The organism is Membranihabitans maritimus, from assembly GCF_021729145.1.
Classification (GTDB): Bacteria; Bacteroidota; Bacteroidia; order Chitinophagales; family Saprospiraceae; genus Membranihabitans; species Membranihabitans maritimus.
Genome location: NZ_JAJSLW010000007.1, coordinates 204,526 through 229,060 on the forward strand (window position 1 = coordinate 204,526; position 24,535 = coordinate 229,060).

The window sequence follows — 24,535 nt, forward strand, 5'->3', positions numbered from 1 at the left end:
ATTGCCAAATTTATAAAAATATTATTACTTTTACTGCTATAAAGTGAAACCAAAATGAAACTTTCCGAAAGACATGAATATATTCTTGACAAAGTAAAAGCCCTGGGGCATATTTATGTTAGCGAACTCAGCGAAGAGCTTCAGGTTTCTCCGGTCACTATACGAAAAGACTTAACTGTACTGGAAGATCGAGACTTATTATTCCGGACACACGGAGGGGCCAGTCTACAAAATCCGTACATTCGGGAAAAACGAGTCTCAGAAAAAATTCACCTCAATTATCCTGAAAAACTGAAAATCGCTAAAAAAGCACGCGAAATGGTTAAACCGGGAGACTCTCTGTTAATTGGTTCCGGAACGACCCTCTCGATATTTGCTAACCAGATCAAAAACATCAATGATCTCACTGTAGTCACGTCTTCGCTGCAAGTCGCCCTTGACCTTACCGACAATCCCACCAACAATATCATTATTCTCGGCGGGACACTGCGCAATACTTCTGCATCCTCCATAGGAATGATTGCCGAACAAATGCTGGACCAATACGTATGTAGTAAATTATTCCTAAGTGTAGACGGTATCGACGTCCAACGGGGTATGACTACAGCCAGCACCTACGAAGCCTCCCTCAACCGTCGAATGATACAATCTGCTGACAAGTTGATCGCCCTGGTTGACAGTACTAAAATTGGAAAAATCAGTATCGGTAAAATCGGCGCCATCCAGTCCATCGATTGCCTGATTATGGACAGACCGGAATCCGAATCTACTATACAAGAATGGAACTCATTCGGATTTACAGTAAATTGGGTGTAGCAGTTACTTCACACATTAGTACTGGTTTCATTAATAGGTCAAAAGAAAGAACACACGTTATATGCTCAGAAAATCTCTTCACTTCGTATTCACCACGACTTGCTTCCTACTACGCCCTATAAAAAGAAAATATAATGCACTTTTAATTTGAAGAAATATTGATATCAGGTTCTCAAAGGGAGAAGTGAATTTTCAGATAAGATGTATATATAATAAACAGGCAGTAAAACCAAAAACAAAATGGGAAATAGAACCCTAAACACCTTCTTTCATCGATGACTATTAATACCTTATTTGCAATTACTGGCAGGATAATATCCAGAGGTTCACCAGAAATTGGGTTTTGCGAAACCAAGCATCCATTGCTCATTCTTCCCCCTTCCGGTTGATATATAATGTAGTGGGCTTTATTACATAATGGTTAACAGGTAATGTGTACAGACTTTTGATAGCAAAAACGGACATCGGTGCAAAATTGCTATATGGCCTTACCATTGCAATATTAGCATCAAATGAATTCTGTAACTAATTATTTTTTCCCTTGAAAGCCGCTATGTCTGATATACTGGAATCTTATCTTCCACTCTGATAATCCCCGAATTATCCAATAGACAATGGAAATCTCTATAGATGGCTGTCTCTGTTTTACGACCATATGTACCTGGGTTAGTCAACAACATTATCCGTATATAGAATGTATGGTTCCTGAATAAATGAAATTATGAAAATATTCCAGTAACCATAGACCAACAAGTAAATGATTATCCTGACAAATATTAAACTGGGAATCCGGGAAGAAAGCATCACCAAACCGGTAACTATACACCCTCAAAGGATAGCATAAATACCTTCTTTAACACCTTACAAGCAAATACAAACCCAAGACAACAAACTGAACAACCATGCACACGGTAATATGTGCCGGTTCATACGTTGCCTCACTGTCATAAATATATTTCCTCCATAAAATAAACCGATTGGTTTATTTTTGTTACATTTGATGGAAAATAGCAATTTCAAGATGTCAAAAGCAGAAGAAACCCGAGAATGGATCATTGAAAAAGCAGCTCCCTTATTCAACACTCAAGGCTATGCTGGAACTTCAATGCGCGATATAATGGAAATTACTGAACTTTCCAAAGGATGTATTTACGGCCATTTTAAAAATAAAGACCAAATTGCACTAATTATTTTTGACTACAATTTTAATAGAATCACCGATTATATCAAGGGAAAGCTATTGGCGACAGACCACTCCATCGAACGACTAAGAGTCTACCCCCATGTATACCGAAGTTATCAGGAGGTTCCTTTCCTGCAAACAGGCTGTCCCATACTCAATACCGCTACCGAAGCAGATGATACTCATCCGGAATTGAGAAAACGGGCGGCAAAAGCCCTGGAGGTATGGAAAAAAGCCCTGGAGAATCAGATCAAAAGGGGCATTGCACGAAAAGAAATAAAATCGGAAACCGATGCCACAGAATTTGCCGTGATCATGATTTCTATGATTGAAGGTGCCTTTATGCAAGCAAAGGCATCAGGAAGGACTACCGAACTCACAATCGCCATGAATTATTTGGAAAAAATGATTTTGAATATAAAGAATTGATTTTTTTATTCAAAAATAAACCCATTGGTCTATTTAAAATTTTAAATATAAATGACAAATCAAACCATCTATATTATTGGTTCCGGGGCCATAGGCAAAGCCCTCGCTGTTTTCCTACAACTTGAAAACAAAAACGTTTTACTTATCCGGGGAAGGACGGACAATCAACCCGCGGAGAAAGTTCCTATCACCCTAACTGACCAAAACAATCGCAAATTCAAACAGGACATTATCCTTACTACCTTCAGTAATCTAACGAACATTAATGGAATTGTACTCATTGCGACCAAAGCCTTTGCCAATGAGGATATTGCAGACAAATTAAAAGATATAACCGGGGATTTTTCCGTCGTTCTACTGCAAAACGGACTACATATCGAAAAACCATTTGAAAATTTTCAGAATGTCTATCGGGGTGTCCTCCTTTCTACCAGCCAGCTAAATGGGCCTCATAACATCACATTCAAAAAGGTAGACGATTCTCCCATCGGACCAATTTTCGGTCAAAACCCAATACCTGACGAGATTGTCGCTCAAATCAACACCCCCTACTTTGGCTTTCGAAAGGACAACGATATTGTTAAACTGGTATGGGAAAAAGTAATTACCAATTGCGCTTTCAATTCTATTTGCCCTCTTTTGGAAACTGATAACGGAATTTTCCACAGGGACCCAACCGTCCTGGAACTGGCACAAAAAATAATTGAAGAATGCGTGGAAGTGGCTACCAGTTATCAAATCAAACTCGACCCGAAAACCATTGAAAACAAATTACTTCTTATCAGCCAGCGGGCAGAAGGCCAATTGATATCTACTTATGAAGATATCCGCCACAAAAGAAGGACAGAAATAGATAGTTTAAATCTTGAAATCACCCGCTTAGCTCAACAATCCGGAAAATCCGACTCCACCATCCATACCAGCCTCCTGGGCAAAATGATTCAAATGAAGGCAAAAATTGCGATGTCCGGGTAACACGCATTCTTCCCCTTTTCCTGGGGGTTTTGTAATGCGAATACAAGTCCTTGGTAACTGTCCCAATACAACAGGTAGGAAATTAAATGCCTATAGCACTCTTATTTTACATGAATTTCAAAGTGATCCTTTGAATTATCATCATATCGGAGATACACATTGTACTTTCCGATGGGTAATACTAATATCCCTTGCGACATAGCATCTTTCTGCACCTCTATTATATCCATCGGAACGGCATTTATCTTTTCGTCAAGCTTAACAGCCCTCACAACACAAGGCAATCTCTCCCTATCCAGTCGATCTGTAATATCGACATATTTATATCCTTGCTGTTTGACCCAATCCGGCCGGCCGTTGTTATATTTCGTTCGCGGATGATACACCAGGTAATCATATTTCAGTGAATCAATTCCATATAAATCTTTCGAAGAGACAAACATTTCTTCTTTAAATTCCAGGTGATCATAATAAATATTGTATCCCGGGAGTAAATAATCCGATAATATTACCTGGTTTACAGTTAAAGGATCGATGTCCGTCATTTTTTTTAGATAGCCCGCCATATATGTAAAGTCCGGATATTGATCATTTAATTTTATTGTATCTTTTTCTATTAAATGATCATATCCGCAAAAAATAACGATTCGCGCATCCGGATCTTGCGCAAGAACCCGGGCGATATTTTGTGCTTGTTTACGTTCCCGTGGTATCCCGGATGGCCCTTTTTCGTATCCAAAAATCCGAAATCCCGATTGAATAGCACTTCGTATCAAATTTCCAAATTGCGGCTCCTTTATGTAATACCCACTATATCCACTGACAATAGGATAGCCGCGATCTCGTAATAAAGTATCCATCATGGTGCGGGTGGTATCCTGATAGTTGGGAGTCAATCCTTCAAAGCCAATGTAATTATATCCCATTTTCTTCAGTTTGGGCAGAAGGCCGGTCACAAAGACCCGATGCCTGGGTAGATGGTGCGCCTCATTAAAAATGACGATTTTCTCATCGCTCAAAATATCATAAAAGTCATCCATAGGCTTGAAATAATTTTCCGCCCCTTTTATCCTATTTATAATATCTTCCCTTCCAATTTTCACTTTCCTACTATGGGAGTACCAATGAATAGCTTTTATATTATTTCCAATAAAAGAATATAATGCAGCTACTTTTTGGCCATTTTCACTTTTCTTCCACACACTATCTAGCTCAGAAGACGAAAGATATTCGTCATAAAAATCCTGACCATATATTGAGCAATGCAACAGAACCGTCAACAACATGACAGCTGCCCCTTTCCTTATTACATCGTTATAAAAACTATATCTTTTCATTAGTTAATCAATCGGTCTGCAATTGATTCAATATTAATTCCGTTCACCCTTGAACAATAGTCTTAGTGGATAATTGCACCTCTTCCATTAGTATATTTTACAAAGAGTTATATCCATATTATAATGCGGCAACTCTACCTTTTTTGCCATATTCTCATCACTGAAATATCTGTGTCCTTCTGGCATAGACGACAGATTCCACGTTATTATCTTACAAAAAATAAGAAAATCATGTGCTGAAAGTATTTCATCAAGTAGGTCTTATATCTTTACTAGTCATTAGAAATTTATATAATTCCAGTAAAACCAACCCCATACACCGTTATAACATAAAGAAATAAAATTAGAAAAAAGATCAATAAAACACAATAAAAACCGAATAAAACCAAAAATTAACAATATAACATCTTACTTTACTCATTTAACAGGATAGGAAATCATTCAATTATTATTACGCATAAAAACACTCACCTTGATTGAAAATATAAAAAATTGGCTTACTGAGCACCCCGAATCCACAGGGATCATCAAATATTTGGTATGGATCATTATCATTTTCTTTTTTATTAATTGGTTGAGAAGATTTTTAAAGAAAAGACTACCGGATAATGCTATTAAATACAAAGCTCAAAAAGGTATAGAGGTAGTAGGGTATTTCCTCGTCCTCCTTATTACTATTTCCTATTTTACGGGAAGCATCAAGGACTTAGGACTTGCCATAGGATTGTTGACTGCGGGGATAACCCTCACCTTGCAAGAACTTTTTTTGAGTATAGCCGGATCATTTTATATTTTCTTTGTCCGTGTTTACAAGCCAGGGGACCGAATTGAAATAAACGGTATAAAAGGGGATGTAATAGATATTGATAGCATATATACAACAATGATGGAAATAGGTCAGTGGGTATCAAGCGATAATTATAGCGGTCGAATAGTCAAACTCAGTAATGCTTTTGTTTTCAAAAGTCCCGTCTACAATTATTCCCAGGATTTCCCATTTGTCTGGGACGAATTCAATTTACCTATCCGGTACGGCTCGGATACCGATCTGGCCAAAAGTATAGTAATTGCTGTTGCCAGGGATATATTATCAAAATATGTCAATGAATCCGTCTCAACATGGAAAGATGTAGTCGACAAATATTACGTAGAGGATGCTCAGGTCGATCCTCTACTCGCCATCACCCTGACAGATAATTGGATTCAATTCAACCTCAGGTATATTGTAGATTATAAAAAAAGGAGAATGACCAGGCATCAGCTTCAAGAACAAATTTGGGAACGAATTGATCAAACGGATGGAAAAGTAAAACTCGCCTCGGCTACTTTTGAAATTGTCAAGATCCCCCCTATAGAATACAACAATAGAATCAAGGAATGAAAACAATTTTCATTAAATGCCGGTTGGAGCCAAATTCTTCACATTAAACCCTACAATGGAAAGGCTTGGATTTCAAAATGTGTGTTCCTTGAATCTTCCGGGATACAAATTAGCCACTTGCGATTGTAAAGGATAAAAAATATCGAAAGGTAAAACAAGTAATTCTATTTATTAAAAAGAAGTATTCATCACCGAATCACAGCGGATTGCAGCCAGGCATCGTTGATCATTATATGAAATACCAACAATATGATATTCCTCTACCTTTGTCTAATTATATCGACCGCATATTTCACTACAAAAATTTTATTCCCGACCATAGCATTGAACGGGTAGTGCCGACTGGGAATATTTTTCTCCTTATTGAATTGGACGGGTTCGAACGCAGTACCTATGATGACGATCTCAATCCCGATGGATACTTCCGAAATAGCTGGGTATCGGGAATACAAAAAGCCCATATAAATATCTCCGCCCACCGCGATTCTGAAATGATGGTTATCCAATTCAAACCCGATGGAGCAATGCCCTTTTTCCATCGACCGGTTCATGAATTAACGGATTCCATCCGGTCGACAGACTATTACTTTGGCTCCTCGATACATTTATTAAGAGAAGCTATTTTGAAAAAATCAGAGGTTAATGGGAAATTTCAACTAGTCGAACGGTGGCTCAGCGACATTATAGACCAACAATATAGCACCCCACAAGAAATTAGCCAAATGATAGATCTACTCACCAATGCTCCCTTTTCCAGGCACCATGACCTTATAAACACATATCCCAAAACACAAAAAAACCTTATCAACCAATTCAAAAAATATTGTGGTATTTCCCCCAAAGTATTGCATAGGATTTTCCGGTTCAATGCGCTTTTGAATATTATCCATGAAAAGGAAAAAATAGTATGGACAGATATTGTGTATGAAACGGGCTACACCGACCAATCACATTTTATTAAAGAATTCCAACGATTTAGTGGGTTCAATCCTTCTAAATATATAGAGAACAATTACAATGACTCTCTACCAAATTTTTTTCCCCTTGATCGGGAAGGTTAATTTTTTACAATACTTTACCGGTTTCGCTATTTACATTTACCAGAAAATAGAATATGGATCTATCTACACTCAACATTTGGGCTATTATCGTAGCAGCCACTTCAAATTTTTTAATTGGTGGACTTTGGTATTCCCCCGCTCTTTTCGGTAAAATATGGATGCAAGCCAACGGGTTCAGGGAAGATGATGTAAAGCGTGGGACTCCTCTCAAAATATTTGGTTTTACTTTTCTCTTTTCTATGATTATGGCATTTAATCTTGCCATATTTCTCAATGAAGAAAGCACGACTGGTGCCTGGGGAATGATGGCAGGACTTCTGGCAGGCGGAGGCTGGGCAACCATGGCCGTGTGGGTTATCGGACAATTCGAAAGAAGGCCTACTTCCTACTTATTGGTTCACGGTGGATATGTCACGTTGAGTTTTATGGTCATGGGTTGGATTTTAGGAGCTTGGAGGTAATATTTCTGCAAAAATAAAAACCCAAAGTATTACCAAACCTATCGCAGGTCATTTCGGACAATATAAAGTATACTGAGTCATATTCAATTCTCTTTCAAAAGTTATTTAGCTTTTCCGCGACTGATTTAACTTTACATTCTCCTACATACAAAAAAAGAGGCCTAACATTATAGGCCTCTTCACACATCTTGTAACCCTAAAGATGAGATTAGCTCATGGACGATTTGAATTGAATCGTATACCTCATACTTAAAACTCTATGGCCCATGAGTTTTCTTTCAGAATAAAATTTTATTCTATCAGGGTGTGTTTTCAGTTGATATTTTATATATCTCCATCGGGTAAAAGAGATAGCAAGCCATTTGGTTTAGCTTTCTTAAAGGGACTGTAAATATGATTTATTAATTTATCATTTCCAAATAATTTAAATTACAATATAATTAGAAAAACAATTTTAGGTATCTAATAGCACTGAATAGATAAAAATTAATATAAAATTCTATAATAATCCTATCTTAATTAATCAATCTGGCTTATTATGGAAACAATATTCTAGATTTAGGTCGAAAATTATGGACTTCTCTTTTCCTTTTTGTATACGGTAAAGTAGATTGCAATTCAGTGGCAATGCTTTAACTCTTCACTATATTATTCCTCAAGTTGAATAATTATGGGGATCCTAACCCGGATAATATAAAATTCAATATTTATCTATGGACTACGAAAACGAAGTCAATTTATTCACTATAACTTCTTACAATCATTAAATGGTCAATTATAACCGAAAGGTAAAACTTTCTATTTAATGAAGGCAGGAATTAGTATTCAGATACTTGAATTATATCCTTTTAACTACAATGGGTTGTTGCCACTATTCTTTACAACAATAGACAGGGCCTACCATTCTGTTCATTCGATTAATACTATTACATTAAATGGCTTTTCCACGAAAATATCGTTAAAAACACTATCCATAGCCGCGGCTACGCATGTTTTTTGGCTTGGACTAAAAGAAAATCCACTTCAAGTTTAAGCTGCATCCTATAATCTACTTTGTATTATTTATCTTTGAAGCATTTCTCATTAGTTAAAGTTTTCTATGAAACACCTCTTTTTCTTAATTGCATTCCTGTACTTCTCCAACTCTTTCTCCCAAATTCCACTGTCCTATTATTTGCCAAATACGCGAAATCTCGACACGAAAATAACCAGTCCGGAGGAATTTTTAGGGTTTCAAATCGGGGAATGGCATGTAAATCACAGTCAGCTATTGTACTACATGCGGACACTTGCCAATGAATCGGAGCGCATCCAATATGTTGAACACGGGAAAACCCACGAAAACCGTCCCCTTTTTGCCCTTATCATTACCGACCCGGAAAATCAAAAAAATCTGGAATCCATAAAAAAAGAACATATAAAAATATCAACTCCAGGACAGGAAAAATCTGTTGAGATCGAAAAGGAACCGTTAGTGATATGGCAAGGATACTCCATTCATGGGAACGAAGCATCCGGATCTAATGCCGCCATGTTAGCTGCTTATTATTTAGCTGCCTCTAATACCCGTGAAATCAAAGATATTCTGGAAAATACGGTAATTATTTTTTATCCCAGTTTCAATCCGGATGGACTGCAGCGATTTTCGTCATGGGTAAATCGTCATAAAAATAAAGTGCTCACTCCGGATAATCAAGACCGCGAATACGAAGAAGTTTGGCCAGGGGGAAGAACCAACCATTACTGGTTTGACCTGAACCGTGATTGGCTGCCGCTTCAACAACCCGAAAGCAAAGCTAAAATAGCCCTTTTCCAGGAATGGCGTCCAAATATTCTGACCGATCATCACGAAATGGGAACTAACTCTTCCTTCTTTTTCCAACCGGGAATCCCGTCACGGACCCATCCACTCACTCCAAAGATCAACCAAGAACTAACCGAAGAAATTGGTAAATTCCACAGCCAATCTCTGGATAGCATAGGATCATTATATTATTCAAAGGAAAATTACGACGATTTCTACTATGGTAAAGGTTCTACATACCCTGACATCCAGGGCTGTATCGGTATCCTATTCGAACAAGCCAGTTCCCGTGGTCATATCCAGCATTCGGCAAATGGAATTCTGACTTTTCCCTTTACCATCCGAAACCAATTTGTCACTTCCCTTTCTACATTGAGGGCAGGATTAAAACTGAGACAAGAGCTTCTTTCCTATCAACGCGATTTTTATAAAAATATAAAGGGCAATAAGGAAGGATATGTTTTTGGAGGAAATAGGGATTCCTATAAAACCTATAAATTGGCTGAGATTTTAAAAGCACATACCATTGATTTCTACGAGCTGCGAGAAAATATAGAGGTAGACAATCAGACTTTTACTCCGGAATCCTCATTTTATGTTCCCCTGGACCAACGACAACAAACTCTGGTAAAAGCCATTTTTGAAACCAATTCTTCTTTTCAGGACAGTTTGTTTTACGATGTATCCGCCTGGACCTTTCCCCTGGCGTTTAACCTCCCCTATCAAAAAGTAAGTAATGTCAAGGCGAAGGTAAAAGTATCCGATCTAAGATTTCCTTCAACATCGTTTTCAACAGACGCAACATACGCATATCTTATCCCCTGGAATCAATACTTGGCACCGAAAGCCCTATTTCGCCTTCTCGATGCCGGAATTCGTGTAAAAGTGGGTCAAAAACCCTTTGCTTTCAATGGAATAGATTACAGCTATGGAACGTTGATGATACCTTTGCAAAACCAGGATAAAAACACCATTGAAAAAATATTAGGCATCGTGTGTAAAGAGGACGGTCTGGCTGTCAATGCTATATCCACAGGTGCAACCAAAAAGGTCAACCTTGGCAGTCTGAATTTCCAAACCGTCCGAAAACCCAATATCGCAATTATAGTGGGAGAAGGCACCTCATCTTCAGGATCTGGAGAAGCATGGCATTTGCTGGATACCCGATATGAGATACCAATTACTAAACTGGACGGCAGCCAATTTTCTTCATTCGATCTCACTCCCTATAATGTAATTATCCTGGCCGGTGGTAGAATTTCCAGTTTCGATAAAAATAAATTTCAGCAATGGATCCGGAAGGGCGGAACCTTTATTACTATGGGATCTGCCGGGAAATGGATTTCCGGTCAAAACATTGGCAAATTTACCTATAAGGACTCCCCGTCAGAAAAGGAAGTTCCGGTAAATTATGCCGGTATTGGCGATTACTACGGGGCCCGATATACTGGCGGGAGTATTATGCAGACAAAGATTGATCCCAGCCATCCCATACTATTTGGCTTCGAACAGGAGTTCCTTCCGGTGTTCAAAAACAACAATTATGTATTCGAACCATCGGAACAACAATTTAAAAATCCATTGACCTATACGGAGAGCCCCTTGATCAGCGGGTACCTTCATTCTTCCAACAGGGAAATAATTAGCAAGGGAAGCGCCCTGCAGGTTGGCGGGGAAGGCCGGGGAAGAATTATCAATTTTGCTGACAATCCCAATTTCCGGGCTTTTTGGTACGGAACGAACAAACTATTTGCCAATGCCATCTTTTTTGGTCACATGGTCAGTGGAAGAGCAGTGAATTAAGTTGGGTATTAGGAGGTCATGAACTTTGGGCATTCGGATTTTGGGATAATCAACTACCTCAGGTTTAAGAAATCTACTTTGGGGGATATGTACTCGTAAGAAAAACTTTTTTAGTGAAAAATTTCTTAATTTAAAGACCACTTAAAATCAGAAAGTCCATGAAGTCTTTAATTCACCACCAATCCAGGGATACAATTTCCATATTACTTTTCTTCGCTTTTTCATTTTGTGCATGTCAAAATTCAAATACTATATCTGACGAAATAAAAATTTCGGGAATTGTAAAAAGTAATAATTCAGACAGCATTTACCTGGTAACCGATCATTACATCAATAGGAAATCTTCTCATATAGATCATAATGGGGCTTTCGCCTTTAACTCCAAATTGGCAGAGTCAAAATATGTAATTTTAAATATCTCCAGAAACTCATTTCCAATCTATATAGAACCCGGGGACAGTATATACGTTATTATAGATAATCCGGACCTACTACGTCCCAATCTTAAATTTAAAGGATCCAACGTCAGACAAAATCAATTTACATATTCATTACGAAAATTAAATGATAGCTTAAAATTCACTTATATGGATCAACACCAAACCGTTTTCACCAATTACCTCTTTTCATTACCCTATTTGGAATTTGACAAGATCACCAGCGAACTTAATGAAAAAACTATCGAGTATATAGAAAAAAACGCCCAGGCTATCAATGACGCTGACTTTGTAGAATTACAAAAGAAATTCACCAATTGGAATTTCATTAATGACCATATAAAATATACAGGTATTCATAATGCCATGACCCGTTATGAACCTGATTTCAAACCCATAACAAAAGAAATAATCAAGGACAAAATTGATCAAATTGATTTAAGTGACCATGATTTGATGAGATATCCCAACTTCCGGGAATATGTAAGAAATACCCTGGCAATAAGAGAAACTGAATCTCTATCAGAGTGGTATGAAAATTCTAACAAGTTCAAAATTAATTTTCAAAATGCTCAGGCTATCTCAGACCGAAAAATTAGGGATATGGCTCTTTATTCGACAATACTGGATTTCTTTAATGAAAACGAATATGGTAATATAACAACTGAATTAGAAGACTTTAAAAAACTAAATGGCAATAAAAATCATAATGAAATCATTTCTCAATTAGTAGAATCCATTAAATCTACAGAACCCACAGGTGTAATACCGACAACAAGTCTAACTAACCTGAACGGCGATACCGTGGACCTCAAAACATTTTCAGACCTTCTGTACCTGGATTTTTGGGCTACCTCGTGTAAACCTTGCATTGAAGAATACCCACATTTTCAACAGCTACAGGAGAAATATCAAAACCAACCCATACAATTCCTCAGCATTTCACTGGATTCGAGTATTGAAGATTGGCAACAGTTTATAACAAATAATAATTGGGGTGGGCTTCAATTGATAACTACAAAAGCATTTCAATCAGACATCGCTAAATTTTTCAATATAACTACTATTCCCCGCTATGCTTTGATCGACAAAAACGGTATCGTTATAGACGGCAATGCGATGCATCCATCCCAATTCGAGATTCAAAAAGTCCTCGACGAGTTAATAAAGGAAAATTAAGTACTGTGAGCTATGAGCCTATAGAGGCTGCAAATTTATCAGTTTTTTAGACAGTAGACATTGAAGTAAATGCCAGACTACCTGACTAACCTACTACCCCACTAACCTACTATCAGACTAACCTACTACCCCACTAACCTACTCCACCACTAACCTACTATCAGACTAACCCACTACCCCACTAACCTACTCCACCAACACACCCATCTTCCCCATCTGGTAATCCCTCATGGCTTCCAGAATTTGGGTCTGATCATTCATTACATAGGGACCATAGGTCATGATTTTTTCCCCTATAGGTTGCCCGCTTCCCCACAAGACACGTGTATCTTCAAGGGCTTCTATTCCAATGTCTTTACCCGTTGTATCGAATAAAACCGCATTTTCACCTTCTACAATGCCGTATCCATCTATCCGAATTTTACCATCTAATAAATACAAAAAAGATTGGTAGTTCTCCTGCACAGAAATAAAAGCACTTCCGCCAGCCTGTAAAGAGCCGGTCGCCGTCGTAACAGGGCTTAATGTAGGGATAGGTCCTTTCGTCCCCATAAATTCACCGGAAACTATATTGAAGACTACTTTCCCATTGTCCAAAATCACCTTTGGGGTATCTTCAGCAGTTAGTGGAAAATAGGATGGCTGGTCCATTTTGTGCTTTGCCGGACTGTTTACCCATAACTGTATAATCTCCTGCCTTCCTCCCTGATCGAAAATATCTTCAGGTGGACGCTCGCTGTGAACGATCCCCATACCGGCATGCATCCACTGTGTGCCACCGGCATATACCGCCTGGCTGTTACCACGGCTATCGCGGTGGTGAACACCTCCTTTGAATACAAAAGTTACCGGTGAAAATCCCCGGTGCGGATGCGGCCCGACGCCTGTTTTCGTAGGATCCCGATGCTGAGGTACTTTGATATCCGCATGGTGTAACAATAGAAAGGGATCTATATCGGGAAATCTTTTCGTCGGGAATGGTTGCCGTACCGGCATACCTCCCATATCAATCTCAGTAGCCGCCAATAACGCCCTGACCTTTTTATAATTAGTACTCATGATAAAACCTCTTTAAATATTTACTTACCATAACATTTAAAGTCTCATACTTGTTCAAACATATGTTTGACTGCTAGTATTCAAACATATGACGACTTTTTTTGTAAAAAAATCTAGCCCGCTTTTAATACAGATAATAATTATATCCACTTTCTACGTAGTGTGGGTACTAGAGCACTCTCCGAAAATGTCCCGGCGGGACAAAGCTTGTTTAGCAATAGAGTAGAGACATTATATCGCGTGCCATAGTCCCCTACAGAAGGTAAATTCAGTAGAATTTATTCAGAAACGTATGGGTAAAAAAGATGTGTGCCAACGTTAGCGTTTCCTCGGGGTTTGGTGTATCAAGCGTCATAGGGATATCAAAAGCCTTTTCTATTATTCCGGCAAATCCACACAAATTACATTTCTCAAATCAGTTGTAAATAATAAATCATTATCCCAATCTATTACAATTCCATTATCAACTGGGAAACGACTAAAAACAGAATTATTATAATTCCGTGACATAAAACTCCAGACAACTTCTAAATTTTCAGGATCCAGGGAGATCAATCTTTCTCCGTTTGCAAAATAAAAAAGTCCTTTATGCGGTATAATTCCGGAATAAGGTACCAACACATTGTTTACTTCTCCAATCTTCGTTCCACTCCGAATATCAATAATACTCGCCTTCAAATGATTTTTTCTCAGGATAGTTTTGTCTTTCAATAAGGGAAGATCGCTAGGTTCACTTTCTATATTACGTCCCAGGTTTACTTTATATGCCAGCAATCCCGTTTCCAGATCTAAGCCATACATTTCACTTTCGCCTAAGTGTACAAAAAGAGAATCTATATAAACATTAGAAGCATTATATATAGCTATGTTACTACTGCTTTCAATTTTTCTTTTCCACAACCGTCGATCTTCGTATTGGTTTTCGCCGGAAGTTAGATTCAGGGCAATAATATCAGATTTACCTTGATAATCTCAATAATTTTCATCCATAAAAATTCCGATGAGATCACCGTCCTGATTTTTGAAATAGCTCTTTCCCCTAAAGTACTCATAGTTATTATGAGGAGGTAATTCTTCTTCGATGTCAGTAATAATTTCCCACTTATCAAAATAAAGGTCACAAGCCATTACTTTTACATATTTATCGTTTTGATCTACAGGCGGGGAAGTAAAATATATACGATCTCCTACGATGGTTTTGAAATATGGGCCATCGGGAAAATCTTCAGCCGATCTTTGAGCATTAATGGACCCGTCTTCACTATTGATATTTAAAAATAATTTTTCACTTAGGACTATTAATTGGTCCACGACAGGTATCACATCCGTAAACAGTATTCCTAGCCTGGATTCTAAAACAGATGTTGTCCATTTTCTCTCTCCACTGAGGCGATCGTATGCAATAAAATTGATCATAACACTATCCAAATCTTCCTCAAAATCGGTTCTGCTGATAAAAACCACATTCTCTCCAACTACTACAGGTGGCCCAGCAAATAAACCTTTAAGTGTTTGGTCCCCCAAAAAAGGACTTTCCCAGCGTATTAATTCATCAGGCAGGGTGTCACAATTCTTACCACACTCTTCTTCCCCATCAATAATTTTGTTACGTTCGCAAGCTAAAACCGTCATACATGCTAAAAATAAATAGATAAAACATGATAGATAATATTTTATCATAACCCAAATTTATTGCAGCTGTCAAAACCTATACCCTATGGTAATCCCCGACATATAGTCCAATGAATCCACCGACATTTCTGACCACTTATTAAGACTCCTTGCAGCCTGGCTTGATAGTAGAATGACCCAGGTCCATTATCAACTCAGAATCTGTCGCACATCTCAATAGCATTTTCCAAGGTTAGCCGAGAAGTGATCCATGTCGATATCAGCCAGAATACATACACAGGCACTCATTACCTGTACAGGCTCTTTGGGGACGCCCCTTATCTAACTCCTGCCTCGTATATCACAAAAATATATTCTCAAAAGATATTTATAATATCACATAAATAAAAACTACGGACTTGAGGTAACGTTACCAATTTCAAAATTTAACAAACAATACGTAGAGCCGCTACTTAATTTACATTACTAATAATAGAACCAAATATTTCAACCTAAAACAAAACCTGGCTTTATACTTCACTTTTTATCGCCTGAAGATAAAAATGGCTAGGTTTCTGGCATAAAAAGTTAATACTACAAATTACCTAAACCGAAGTACGGCTGCCAATAAAGTACATCAAACCCACAAATATTCCCAGGTATATTAAAGAAGTTACGATAGCCTGGCCCGGTTCCAAATACAAAGGGAATTCGGCACCTACACCGGTCATATCGAAGATCTCGCGGCCGGGATTGGGCATCAGGTCCTCTGCGGCATTAAAAGGATAAAAACGGTTGGTTTCATTACTTAAAATCTTCCCGTGAACATACCAGCGGAGAATAACTTCCAGGAAAAGTCCGTATAGCATGTAAATCAACATCGAAAGGGCTGACTTGCGTAATAATAGTGCTATAAGGCCAGCGCCGGTAATATATACCATATTCATTAAAGCAAAACGTCCGGCCATAAAAATTCCTTCACGAACCGTACTTCCCCAGGAAACATCTCCTGTATATGCCATTCCGAAAGCAATGGAAACCAGGAAATAGATACTCGATAAAATAATAGAAAAGAGGAGAAAATCCAATAACTTGGCCGATACAAACCGGGAACGGCTCAACCCGCTTATAATTTGTTGCCGTGCCGTCTTTCTTGAAAATTCAGAAGCAATCAAATACACCCCAACAAAGCCGTCCAGGAAAAAGGCCATCCAGTTTCCACCAATATAACCAGTAAATTCCCACACTTTGGGGAACTTCAGATATCTGTTTAAATCCATCATTCCCCCGGACGGATCACTGCCATTTACCCTGGCCTGGCTGTAAGCCATAAGTATTCCCATCAACAATACAACAAAACCCACTACCGAAAACCACAATAGTTTATTCTTCCGGTATTTCAGCCATTCCAACTCCAACAAGTCTTTGATCCCCATTTTCAAGCATTGTCTATTAAGTGAATAAATTCATCCTCCAATCTTGGCTTCTTCGATTGAATGTGAGACAATACAATCCCATTTTCAAAAGCCTGGGCATTGACTTCCGATGATTCCACATTCCCTGCTGCAAGTACCTGGACCAGACCATTACTCTCACTCCAGGAAGTACACCAATCTACCGAATCCAACCATTTCTTCAGCTTTCCCAGATCCGGGCTACACAACTCCAGTATGGGGCTCGTATTTAGAATCTCACCAATTTTACCCTGTGCCAGAAGTCTCCCCTTATTCAGGATCGCCACATGGCTACAAATTTTCTCGACTTCATCCAGTATATGAGAAGCCATGATGATCGTCCGCCCGGTTGCTGCCAGACGTACCATAATTTCCCGTACTTCCACAATTCCTTTGGGATCCAGGCCATTAGTAGGCTCATCAAATATCAATACTTCAGGATCCCCCAACATGACGGCTGCAATGGCCAAACGCTGTTTCATACCATATGAAAAAGAACCAAATTTGTAATTTTTCCGGTCGGACAAATTAACCAGGTTCAAAACATCATCCATATCATCCAACCCCACCCCCCGAATGTGGGCGATAATCTTCAGGTTTTGCACTGCAGTGAGTTGCGGATAAAAATTGGGCGTTTCCAATAGGGCCCCTACTCTCTTCAATACATCCGGATTAGGGGATTTATCAAACCAGGAGTAGGTCCCGGAATCGGCAAATATGGCATTGAGCACAATACTGAGTGTGGTCGTCTTACCACTTCCATTGGGACCTAATATCCCAAGCACCTCACCGGAATTAACGATTAGGTCCAGATTATCCAATGCCTGGATCCGGCCGTAGCTTTTCGAAAGTTGATTGGTTTGTAATATTTTCAAGAATACTCTTTTAAAGTAAATGTACAGATACAACTCTTTTGAACTCAATTTTTCACCAACCTTATATCCTGAATAATACCGGATTTGTCGAAAAAAAATTTAGTTTACGGATTTTACTCCTTCTCACTTTTCAAAAAAGGCAATACCCTCCTAAAATATCTTACAATCCTGGAAAAATCAAGGGACATCTTTGAATCATTAACGGCCTTGTGAACCAAAAACATACCAATTGGCAGAAGAATAATAATAGGTAAATAAGCCCCTAAAACCGGTGAAATCCTATATCCCTCTGATAATTTTCTAAAAGTTATCGACATCATAATAAACGCTACAAAAAAGACAATTGCTATCAACAAAGAATAGCCAAATCCACCTTTACGCACAATCGACCCCATAGAACCCCCTATCAGCACAAAAATCAGGCAGGAAATAGACATGACAAATTTATAGTGAAGTTCATAAGTAGATTTTACAATCCGGCTTCGGTCTGATTCGATTTGCTTTGTTTTATACCCTACCTGATCTTTCATGCTCTGAATATTACTACGCAGGGACCCCATTAAATCCAGTGAATTATCTTTATTGGGAATAACTTCTATAAGCAAACTATCTTTTTCACTTAATTCCATCAAATACTCCGGGGTCAATTTTTGCCAATCCAGTTGGTACTGGGTCCTTGTAGTATTTACTTTCTTGTTTCGTTCGGCTGCCGTATTTTCCACCCTCTTGGCCCCTGCCATATGATTCCTTTCTCCATCCCTGTTTACATTGCCATCTTCAACAATGGAATCAATCCTTTCTCCGTCTACAGAATCCCCCCTTTCCCGGATCGTATCAATCTTTTCCAGGGAATCTTGCTTTTCTTCCTTTTCCATTTCCCGTTCCTGCAATATCCGTGACTCAATAAAAGGGAGGTCATACGATATTTCCAGATCGATTCTATCCCTCTGGGCCTCCAATTTCTTTTCTGTAGAATCAATGGTACTTCTCAGTTGTCGGGTGTTTTTTGTAGACTGGTGATCTTTAAAATAATTTTCATTTGTATTCTGAAGTTGGAAATCAGACAAGTCAAACACTTTTTGGTACTTTTCAAAAGAAGTCACCATAAACGGATCCTCTGAAGACCTCGTTCGATTATACCTTTTTACTTCCTGATATTGTTTCCCATCTTTTAGGACCATTACAAAAGCTTTCTGGTCCGGGGTAACAATCATTTCACCAGATTTTGCAATAATAATATTTGAAGTTCCCTCGTAATTACTATTGTAATTATACAACACTACATCTTTTATTTCACTACCATCGCTACTTTTTTCACCTATCCGAATTCCATAACCATCAAAATCCGTATTAAAAACTCCTTCCTTTATGTTAAGAGTAGGCTTTTTCTTTGAAATATCATAGAGTCTACTTCGTGCTTTTACATTGGCGACAGGAATAATATATTCTGAACAAATAAAAGACAGGACCGAGACTAAAAGTGCAAAAACAATAGAAGGATACATCATTCTGAGAAAAGATATGCCCGCCGATTTGGCAGTTGCCAACTCGTAGCGTTCTCCCAAAGCCCCATATACCATAACACTACTAATCAATATACTGATCGGCATTCCCATGGGAACAAATGTCAAAGACATATAAAACATCATCTCAAGAATAGTGAAGATCCCTACCCCTTTTCCTGCAATTTCGTCTATATACAAAAACATAAATTGCATCATTAGGACAAATACCGATATCAAAAATGATACAACGAATACCGGTAGGATTTCAAATATTATGAGTCTATCGAGTTTTTTCAAATTTATGTCAATCAAATTTGTAACAAATATACAGTAAGAATCGTCAATATATTGTAATGAATTACAACCAAATTTTTAATGAAGAAGTTTTCCCGCTAAGGGATAAATTATACCGATTCTCCCAAAGCATTGTCCGAAAAAACGACATTGCGGAAGATGTAGTACAGGAAGTTTTGATCAAAGTATGGGACAAACGAGAAGACTGGAAAGATTGGAATAATATGAATGCCATGATTTTTACCATTACTAAAAACTTATCCTTGGACAAACTTAAAAGTAAAAATAATCAACTCCGCCCGATTCCCGAAGGATACGATACTCCTTCTGAAACCCGGGGACCTGCCCAAAAGGCAATAGCGGGGGATATTCATCAAATTATTAAACAATCAATTGAAAAATTAAATGATATACAACGTATGGTCATCCAACTCAGAGACATGGAGGGGTATACCTATAAAGAAATATCGAAAATGACCGATTTAACCATGGCGCAAGTCAAGGTAAATTTACACAGAGGCAGATTGGAATTAAGAGAACTTTTACAAAAACAATTATAAAATGAGCAGGACAGATTTGATAACGCTTATCGATAAATACCTAAATGCGGAAACCTCCCTGGAAGAAGAGTATACCCTCAAAAGAGAAATGATGCGTTCCGATGTTCCTGAAGAATATCATTACCTCAAAGAAGTATTCAGTTATTTTGATGCCGAGAAGCAACATACGGAAATTCCCGATTTTGACAACCCTGCCAATTCCGCCTCAGGACAGGCCAGGGTCATATCCTTTTCGTGGATATACGCCGCAGCTTCCGTTGTTATCCTAATCGGCCTTTTTGTATTTATCAATAAAAATACCAACACTTTTGATGAAGATACTTTCCAATCCCCTGATATCGCTGCTGAGAATGCTGCACAAGCACTGGAATACTTTTCCTATCAGATGAAAAAAGGAACCGATCCGACATTAAAAAATGTAAAAGAACTGGATAATTTAAATAAATATATTGCCATTTTTAACCAATAAATTAATCTATTACAATGAGAAATATTATTCTGAGCACATTTCTAATTCTTCTTTTTATTACCGGGGCAAAAAGTCAATCCGTCAATGACTTTATCACCAAATATAAAGACGATCCATCCTTTACGGTAGTAAATATTAGCCCCAAGATGTTCTCGCTCATCTCAGGCCTGGAGGCTGAAGATATGGACCCTGACCTAAAAGCAGCATTACAAAATATTACGGGTATGAAGATCCTTACCAAAGAATCGGACGGGACCAAATACTTCAGTGAAGCCATCAGTTCCATCGAATTGAATAAAATGGAAGAACTGATGTCCGTCAAAGAAGAAAATAGTAATGTCAGGATTTTTGGCAAAAATAACGGGAAAGATGCCCTATCCGAGGTTATTTTATTGACGGGCGACAAAGAGAGCTTCGTTCTGATGCAAATAACGGGGGCCATATCCCTACAACAACTATCCAAACTAAGTGGTACTTTGACCCCTCCTGGATCTAATTAATATACTGGTCTCGAAAAAGATCTAAATATAGGTTTTTCACAGACGCATTTAAACTAAATAGATATAAAACAAATGAAAGGTACTTGATTCACAAGACGACCTTTTTTTAATTTCATTCTCACAAAAGACTTGTACAAAATCATCCGTTGTCAATCCAATAGTGAATGGTTGAGTATCAATGACATTTCGTGTAAGGGAACAATTGTGGTCTAATATACCTGCATAATTATTCCTTGGTTTTACGAGACATACATTTTAAAATTCACAAATAGTTTCTATTGTTTGAATAAATAAAACGTCTTATCTTTTCGCCAAAGAATTATTTATGACAAATATTTCAACGGAGAGAAGCGATGATATTTTAATAATTTCCATTAACAGGGAAGAGCAGTTAAACTCGCTCAATAAAGATACATTCAAAGAAATAAAATCTTTATTAGACACCATTCCTCTAGAGGGGGATGATGCCATTCAGGCAATTATTATCACCGGTGCCGGATCAAAAGCTTTTGCAGCCGGTGCGGATATTAAGGAGTTTACTGCGATAACTTCCAGGGAAGCAGAAGACCTATCCATTGAAGGACAAAAGGTGTTCGAAGAAATTGAGAATTTCCCGGTCCCTGTTATCGCAGCTATTAATGGATATGCCCTGGGGGGTGGATTTGAATTAGCTCTTTGCTGCCATATACGAATTGCATCCAGTACTTCCAGGATGGGACTTCCCGAATGCAAACTCGGATTGATACCGGGATATGGCGGGACTCAAAGGCTCACGCATCTTGTAGGAAGAGCCAAAGCCATAGAAATTATTTGCTCGGGAGAAATGATGGAAGCCAGACAGGCAAAAGACCTCGGCATCGTCTCTTATGTAACCACTCCCGGAAACGCTGTAACCAAATCACTGGAAGTCATTCGCAAAATCACAGAACATGCCCCTTTATCCGTAAAACATGTATTGAAAGCCACTCATTTAAATACTATAGACCCCGATAAAGGATATCAGTATGAAAGCAAATCTTTTGCCCAACTTTTTGATACCGAGGACTCAAAAGAAGGTATTTCCGCATTTTTAGAAAAACGAAAACCTAATTTCCAGGGGAATTAACCCGGGTAAAAGACAATGACCTCTATTTTAACCAGGGTTCGACAAAGAAAATAAGAGCTCTGAAGCGTCTGTCCCGACATGAAATCGTCGTGAAGCGAAAAATAAATAACCTTGGTTGCCAACCCAAAGTGGAAATCAAGTGAAATCGTCTATTCTGGCATTGATTTCCACAAAGCGATGTCTTGGGCATTATTTTTTTCGCAAAAATAATGACAAAAACAATTATTCTTCGAGCGCGTTAAGATGAGATTGTGGATCAAATTAACACCAGATCCCCGGGACGCCGACGGGTTAATGCTTCTATCCTTACTTCTTTAAGTTCTGACATAAAACATTTATGACATAAAATTTTTGCTGGATTCGCCTTCCAGTACCTCAGGACTATTATTTGGCTCCCATCCTCACAGCTCCGTCTAAGCGGATAATCGTGCCGTTGATCATTTTATTCGTCAATATGGACACAACTAAAGCTGCAAATTCTTCCGGTTGGCCCAATCGCCGAGGAAAGGGTATTTGTTGAGCTAATGAACTCTGAACTTCTTCCGGAAAATTTTCCACCATCGGAGTTTTAAAAATTCCGGGTGCAATGGCATTTACCCTAATACCTGAATTAGCCAACTCACGGGCAGCAGGAAGTATTAACGATGCCACACCACCTTTTGAAGCAGCATATGCTACCTGGCCAATTTGCCCTTCATAGGCAGCGACACTTGAAGTAGCGATAAAAACCCCTTTTTCCCCATCAGTACTATCACCTTCATTTTTCACCATATAGGGCACACTAACATTCAATAAATTAAAAGTACCCATTAGATTTATTCCGATTACATTCTCAAATGATTCACTCGAGTGGGAACCCTTTGAACGACTATAAATTTTTTCACCAGGAGCTACGCCAGCGCATGCAATAGCCGCATCCAACCTACCCCAATTACTGTATGAAATTTCCAGGGCATTGGCAATATCCTGCTCTTTTTGCACATCAGTCTTAAAGGTAAGTACCGATTCGGGAAATTCATTTCCCAGTTTATCCAGTTTTTCCGCGGAAATATCCAAAGCTATTATCTTCCCGCCTTTGTCAATTAATCCTTTGGCAGTGGATAATCCCAAACCCGAAGCCGCTCCGGAAACAACAAATACTTTATCTTTAATTACCATAAATTATTAATTCAATGAAGCAAAAATTGGCTAAAAATCAACGTTTTACCTAAAAAACAAGAGAAAATATAGGCAAAGTGCTAATAATATTTACAATATTTGCGTTGAAAAGAAAAAAAGATCATGGTTAAAAATAAAAATAATACCTATACCCTTCTTTTGGCTATCATATGTATCGCTTTCCTTTTTTCAAGTTGTAATCGCGGATATGGGTGCCCGGGAGAATTTTCACTCGCTGAATATATTTTAAACTTATTTTAGTTTAGTGGGTTTATCTCTACATGGAAAATTGGAAATCGTTACAGAGTAAAGAGAATTTGGAGCAAATAATTTCTGATTCTCAACATTCGCCACAAATAATTTTTAAGCACAGTACCCGGTGCAATATCAGTAGTTTTATAAAAAACAGGTTGGAAAAACAATCGCTTGCAGGGATATCAGACTATCCCATCCATTATCTGGATTTAATACAACATAGAGAAATTAGTAATCTAATAGCAGAAAGGTTTACAATTACACATGAATCCCCACAATTATTGGTAATTTCCAAAGGAAGATGTATCTATCATTCGTCCCATCTGGATGTTTCTATTGAACACCTTGAAGAAATAGTACCGATCGAAAAAAGCTAACGGGTCAAACACTAAGTTGCTAAGGTAATAATCGCAGATATTTTTGGCAAATCAATGCAGCGTTGAAGGAAGTTACTGGTCCCTATTTCTAACCGGATGACTGAAACAAAACCCCGTATTCCGCATGTCTGCGAGACGGGAAAATGTACCTAAAGATCAAGACTTGTCCCCGTCTACTTGCGGGATTAATTTATTGGTTTATACATTAGTGTATTCATAAATACATATCAAAACAGGTGCCCCGTAATACACTCCATTCCACATTTACTTCCGCGCAGTTCGAAAGCTCAAAAAAAGTTCTATTTCGCGACGATAAATAAACTCTAAAGTTTTAACCTGTACGTCATTAAACATCGAATTAAAAATTTAGTAAAATATTCAAATGTAAATCGGGCCTACCTAACAAGGATTTTTATGTTTACCTCATTTATTCAGCGAATCGGCATC

General features: G+C 38.2%; 22 protein-coding genes. 14 read left to right on the forward strand and 8 right to left on the reverse strand.

The window, feature by feature from the left end:
- Positions 1–54: 54 nt before the first annotated feature.
- The 3 genes from LVD47_RS10395 to LVD47_RS10405 all read left to right on the forward strand — a co-directional run bounded on the left by LVD47_RS10395 (position 55) and on the right by LVD47_RS10405 (position 3,403).
- Positions 55–816, forward strand: coding sequence for a DeoR/GlpR family DNA-binding transcription regulator (locus LVD47_RS10395; protein WP_236975770.1), 762 nt, complete (start codon positions 55–57; stop codon positions 814–816).
- A 1,021-nt stretch (positions 817–1,837) separates the two neighbouring features.
- Entirely contained in the window at positions 1,838–2,428 is a 591-nt protein-coding gene (locus LVD47_RS10400; protein WP_236975771.1) for a TetR/AcrR family transcriptional regulator, read from the forward strand.
- Positions 2,429–2,479: 51 nt separating this feature from the next.
- Positions 2,480–3,403 carry a ketopantoate reductase family protein gene (locus LVD47_RS10405; RefSeq protein ID WP_236975773.1) on the forward strand — a complete coding sequence of 308 codons (924 nt, stop codon included), beginning with the start codon at positions 2,480–2,482 and terminating at the stop codon, positions 3,401–3,403.
- Between the two features lie 101 nt (positions 3,404–3,504).
- Here LVD47_RS10405 and LVD47_RS10410 read toward each other — a convergent pair whose 3' ends face one another.
- Positions 3,505–4,740, reverse strand: coding sequence for a hypothetical protein (locus LVD47_RS10410; protein ID WP_236975775.1), 1,236 nt, complete (start codon positions 4,738–4,740; stop codon positions 3,505–3,507).
- Between the two features lie 475 nt (positions 4,741–5,215).
- Between LVD47_RS10410 and LVD47_RS10415 the strand changes: the two genes are divergently transcribed.
- The 6 genes from LVD47_RS10415 (at position 5,216) to LVD47_RS10440 (ending at position 12,866) form a co-directional block, all read left to right on the forward strand.
- A complete protein-coding gene (locus LVD47_RS10415) occupies positions 5,216–6,121 on the forward strand; it encodes a mechanosensitive ion channel family protein (protein WP_369427776.1) in 906 nt (301 codons plus the stop codon).
- Between the two features lie 233 nt (positions 6,122–6,354).
- Entirely contained in the window at positions 6,355–7,182 is an 828-nt protein-coding gene (locus LVD47_RS10420; RefSeq protein ID WP_236975778.1) for a helix-turn-helix domain-containing protein, read from the forward strand.
- A gap of 53 nt (positions 7,183–7,235) precedes the next feature.
- On the forward strand, positions 7,236–7,643 hold the full coding sequence (locus LVD47_RS10425) for a DUF1761 domain-containing protein (RefSeq protein WP_236975779.1): 408 nt from the start codon (positions 7,236–7,238) through the stop codon (positions 7,641–7,643).
- Between the two features lie 805 nt (positions 7,644–8,448).
- On the forward strand, positions 8,449–8,676 hold the full coding sequence (locus tag LVD47_RS10430) for a hypothetical protein (RefSeq protein WP_236975780.1): 228 nt from the start codon (positions 8,449–8,451) through the stop codon (positions 8,674–8,676).
- A 66-nt stretch (positions 8,677–8,742) separates the two neighbouring features.
- Positions 8,743–11,250, forward strand: a complete 2,508-nt coding sequence (locus LVD47_RS10435; protein WP_236975781.1) for a M14 family zinc carboxypeptidase — start codon at positions 8,743–8,745, stop codon at positions 11,248–11,250.
- A gap of 158 nt (positions 11,251–11,408) precedes the next feature.
- Complete coding sequence (locus tag LVD47_RS10440) at positions 11,409–12,866, forward strand: TlpA family protein disulfide reductase (protein ID WP_236975782.1); 1,458 nt, start codon at positions 11,409–11,411, stop codon at positions 12,864–12,866.
- 186 nt (positions 12,867–13,052) lie between these two features.
- Here LVD47_RS10440 and LVD47_RS10445 read toward each other — a convergent pair whose 3' ends face one another.
- From LVD47_RS10445 to LVD47_RS10470, 6 genes are all read right to left on the reverse strand, one after another.
- Positions 13,053–13,925, reverse strand: a complete 873-nt coding sequence (locus LVD47_RS10445; RefSeq protein ID WP_236975783.1) for a pirin family protein — start codon at positions 13,923–13,925, stop codon at positions 13,053–13,055.
- Positions 13,926–14,303: 378 nt separating this feature from the next.
- Complete coding sequence (locus tag LVD47_RS10450) at positions 14,304–14,825, reverse strand: PQQ-like beta-propeller repeat protein (protein WP_236975785.1); 522 nt, start codon at positions 14,823–14,825, stop codon at positions 14,304–14,306.
- Between the two features lie 72 nt (positions 14,826–14,897).
- The gene (locus tag LVD47_RS10455) at positions 14,898–15,605 is read right to left on the reverse strand and encodes a hypothetical protein (RefSeq protein WP_236975786.1); all 708 of its coding nucleotides are present in this window, start codon (positions 15,603–15,605) and stop codon (positions 14,898–14,900) included.
- A gap of 536 nt (positions 15,606–16,141) precedes the next feature.
- Complete coding sequence (locus tag LVD47_RS10460) at positions 16,142–16,972, reverse strand: ABC transporter permease (protein WP_236975787.1); 831 nt, start codon at positions 16,970–16,972, stop codon at positions 16,142–16,144.
- Between the two features lie 2 nt (positions 16,973–16,974).
- A complete protein-coding gene (locus LVD47_RS10465; RefSeq protein WP_236975788.1) occupies positions 16,975–17,865 on the reverse strand; it encodes an ABC transporter ATP-binding protein in 891 nt (296 codons plus the stop codon).
- 113 nt (positions 17,866–17,978) lie between these two features.
- A complete protein-coding gene (locus LVD47_RS10470; protein WP_369427772.1) occupies positions 17,979–19,682 on the reverse strand; it encodes an LptF/LptG family permease in 1,704 nt (567 codons plus the stop codon).
- A 41-nt stretch (positions 19,683–19,723) separates the two neighbouring features.
- Between LVD47_RS10470 and LVD47_RS10475 the strand changes: the two genes are divergently transcribed.
- The 4 genes from LVD47_RS10475 to LVD47_RS10490 all read left to right on the forward strand — a co-directional run bounded on the left by LVD47_RS10475 (position 19,724) and on the right by LVD47_RS10490 (position 22,298).
- The gene (locus tag LVD47_RS10475) at positions 19,724–20,224 is read left to right on the forward strand and encodes a GFO_1088 family ECF-type sigma factor (RefSeq protein WP_236975789.1); all 501 of its coding nucleotides are present in this window, start codon (positions 19,724–19,726) and stop codon (positions 20,222–20,224) included.
- A gap of 1 nt (position 20,225) precedes the next feature.
- Positions 20,226–20,693 (forward strand): PG0215 family putative anti-sigma factor, encoded by a 468-nt coding sequence (locus LVD47_RS10480; RefSeq protein ID WP_236975790.1) that lies wholly within the window; start codon positions 20,226–20,228, stop codon positions 20,691–20,693.
- Between the two features lie 14 nt (positions 20,694–20,707).
- Positions 20,708–21,193, forward strand: a complete 486-nt coding sequence (locus tag LVD47_RS10485) for a DUF4252 domain-containing protein (RefSeq protein WP_236975791.1) — start codon at positions 20,708–20,710, stop codon at positions 21,191–21,193.
- A gap of 325 nt (positions 21,194–21,518) precedes the next feature.
- Positions 21,519–22,298 (forward strand): enoyl-CoA hydratase/isomerase family protein, encoded by a 780-nt coding sequence (locus LVD47_RS10490; protein ID WP_236975794.1) that lies wholly within the window; start codon positions 21,519–21,521, stop codon positions 22,296–22,298.
- Positions 22,299–22,682: 384 nt separating this feature from the next.
- Here the strand turns inward: LVD47_RS10490 and LVD47_RS10495 are convergent, their stop codons facing one another.
- Positions 22,683–23,456, reverse strand: coding sequence for an SDR family NAD(P)-dependent oxidoreductase (locus tag LVD47_RS10495; protein WP_236975796.1), 774 nt, complete (start codon positions 23,454–23,456; stop codon positions 22,683–22,685).
- Positions 23,457–23,737: 281 nt separating this feature from the next.
- On the opposite strand from LVD47_RS10495, the gene ytxJ reads away from it, so the two are divergent.
- Positions 23,738–24,088: a bacillithiol system redox-active protein YtxJ gene (gene ytxJ / locus LVD47_RS10500; protein WP_236975797.1), complete on the forward strand. Its 351-nt coding sequence runs from the start codon at positions 23,738–23,740 to the stop codon at positions 24,086–24,088.
- The last annotated feature ends 447 nt before the right edge of the window (positions 24,089–24,535 follow it).

Bases quoted from the DNA above. Each gene is read 5' to 3' on its own strand.
- LVD47_RS10405 (WP_236975773.1), top strand. From the start codon at position 2,480: ATGACAAATCAAACCATCTATATTATTGGTTCCGGGGCCATAGGCAAA.
- LVD47_RS10485 (WP_236975791.1), top strand. From the start codon at position 20,708: ATGAGAAATATTATTCTGAGCACATTTCTAATTCTTCTTTTTATTACC.
- LVD47_RS10460 (WP_236975787.1), bottom strand. From the start codon at position 16,972: ATGGGGATCAAAGACTTGTTGGAGTTGGAATGGCTGAAATACCGGAAG.
- LVD47_RS10440 (WP_236975782.1), top strand. From the start codon at position 11,409: ATGAAGTCTTTAATTCACCACCAATCCAGGGATACAATTTCCATATTA.
- LVD47_RS10445 (WP_236975783.1), bottom strand. From the start codon at position 13,925: ATGAGTACTAATTATAAAAAGGTCAGGGCGTTATTGGCGGCTACTGAG.
- LVD47_RS10400 (WP_236975771.1), top strand. From the start codon at position 1,838: ATGTCAAAAGCAGAAGAAACCCGAGAATGGATCATTGAAAAAGCAGCT.
- LVD47_RS10490 (WP_236975794.1), top strand. From the start codon at position 21,519: ATGACAAATATTTCAACGGAGAGAAGCGATGATATTTTAATAATTTCC.
- LVD47_RS10455 (WP_236975786.1), bottom strand. From the start codon at position 15,605: ATGATAAAATATTATCTATCATGTTTTATCTATTTATTTTTAGCATGT.
- LVD47_RS10420 (WP_236975778.1), top strand. From the start codon at position 6,355: ATGAAATACCAACAATATGATATTCCTCTACCTTTGTCTAATTATATC.
- LVD47_RS10395 (WP_236975770.1), top strand. From the start codon at position 55: ATGAAACTTTCCGAAAGACATGAATATATTCTTGACAAAGTAAAAGCC.
- LVD47_RS10475 (WP_236975789.1), top strand. From the start codon at position 19,724: ATGAATTACAACCAAATTTTTAATGAAGAAGTTTTCCCGCTAAGGGAT.
- LVD47_RS10435 (WP_236975781.1), top strand. From the start codon at position 8,743: ATGAAACACCTCTTTTTCTTAATTGCATTCCTGTACTTCTCCAACTCT.
- LVD47_RS10495 (WP_236975796.1), bottom strand. From the start codon at position 23,456: ATGGTAATTAAAGATAAAGTATTTGTTGTTTCCGGAGCGGCTTCGGGT.
- ytxJ (WP_236975797.1), top strand. From the start codon at position 23,738: ATGGAAAATTGGAAATCGTTACAGAGTAAAGAGAATTTGGAGCAAATA.
- LVD47_RS10430 (WP_236975780.1), top strand. From the start codon at position 8,449: ATGAAGGCAGGAATTAGTATTCAGATACTTGAATTATATCCTTTTAAC.
- LVD47_RS10425 (WP_236975779.1), top strand. From the start codon at position 7,236: ATGGATCTATCTACACTCAACATTTGGGCTATTATCGTAGCAGCCACT.
- LVD47_RS10410 (WP_236975775.1), bottom strand. From the start codon at position 4,740: ATGAAAAGATATAGTTTTTATAACGATGTAATAAGGAAAGGGGCAGCT.
- LVD47_RS10480 (WP_236975790.1), top strand. From the start codon at position 20,226: ATGAGCAGGACAGATTTGATAACGCTTATCGATAAATACCTAAATGCG.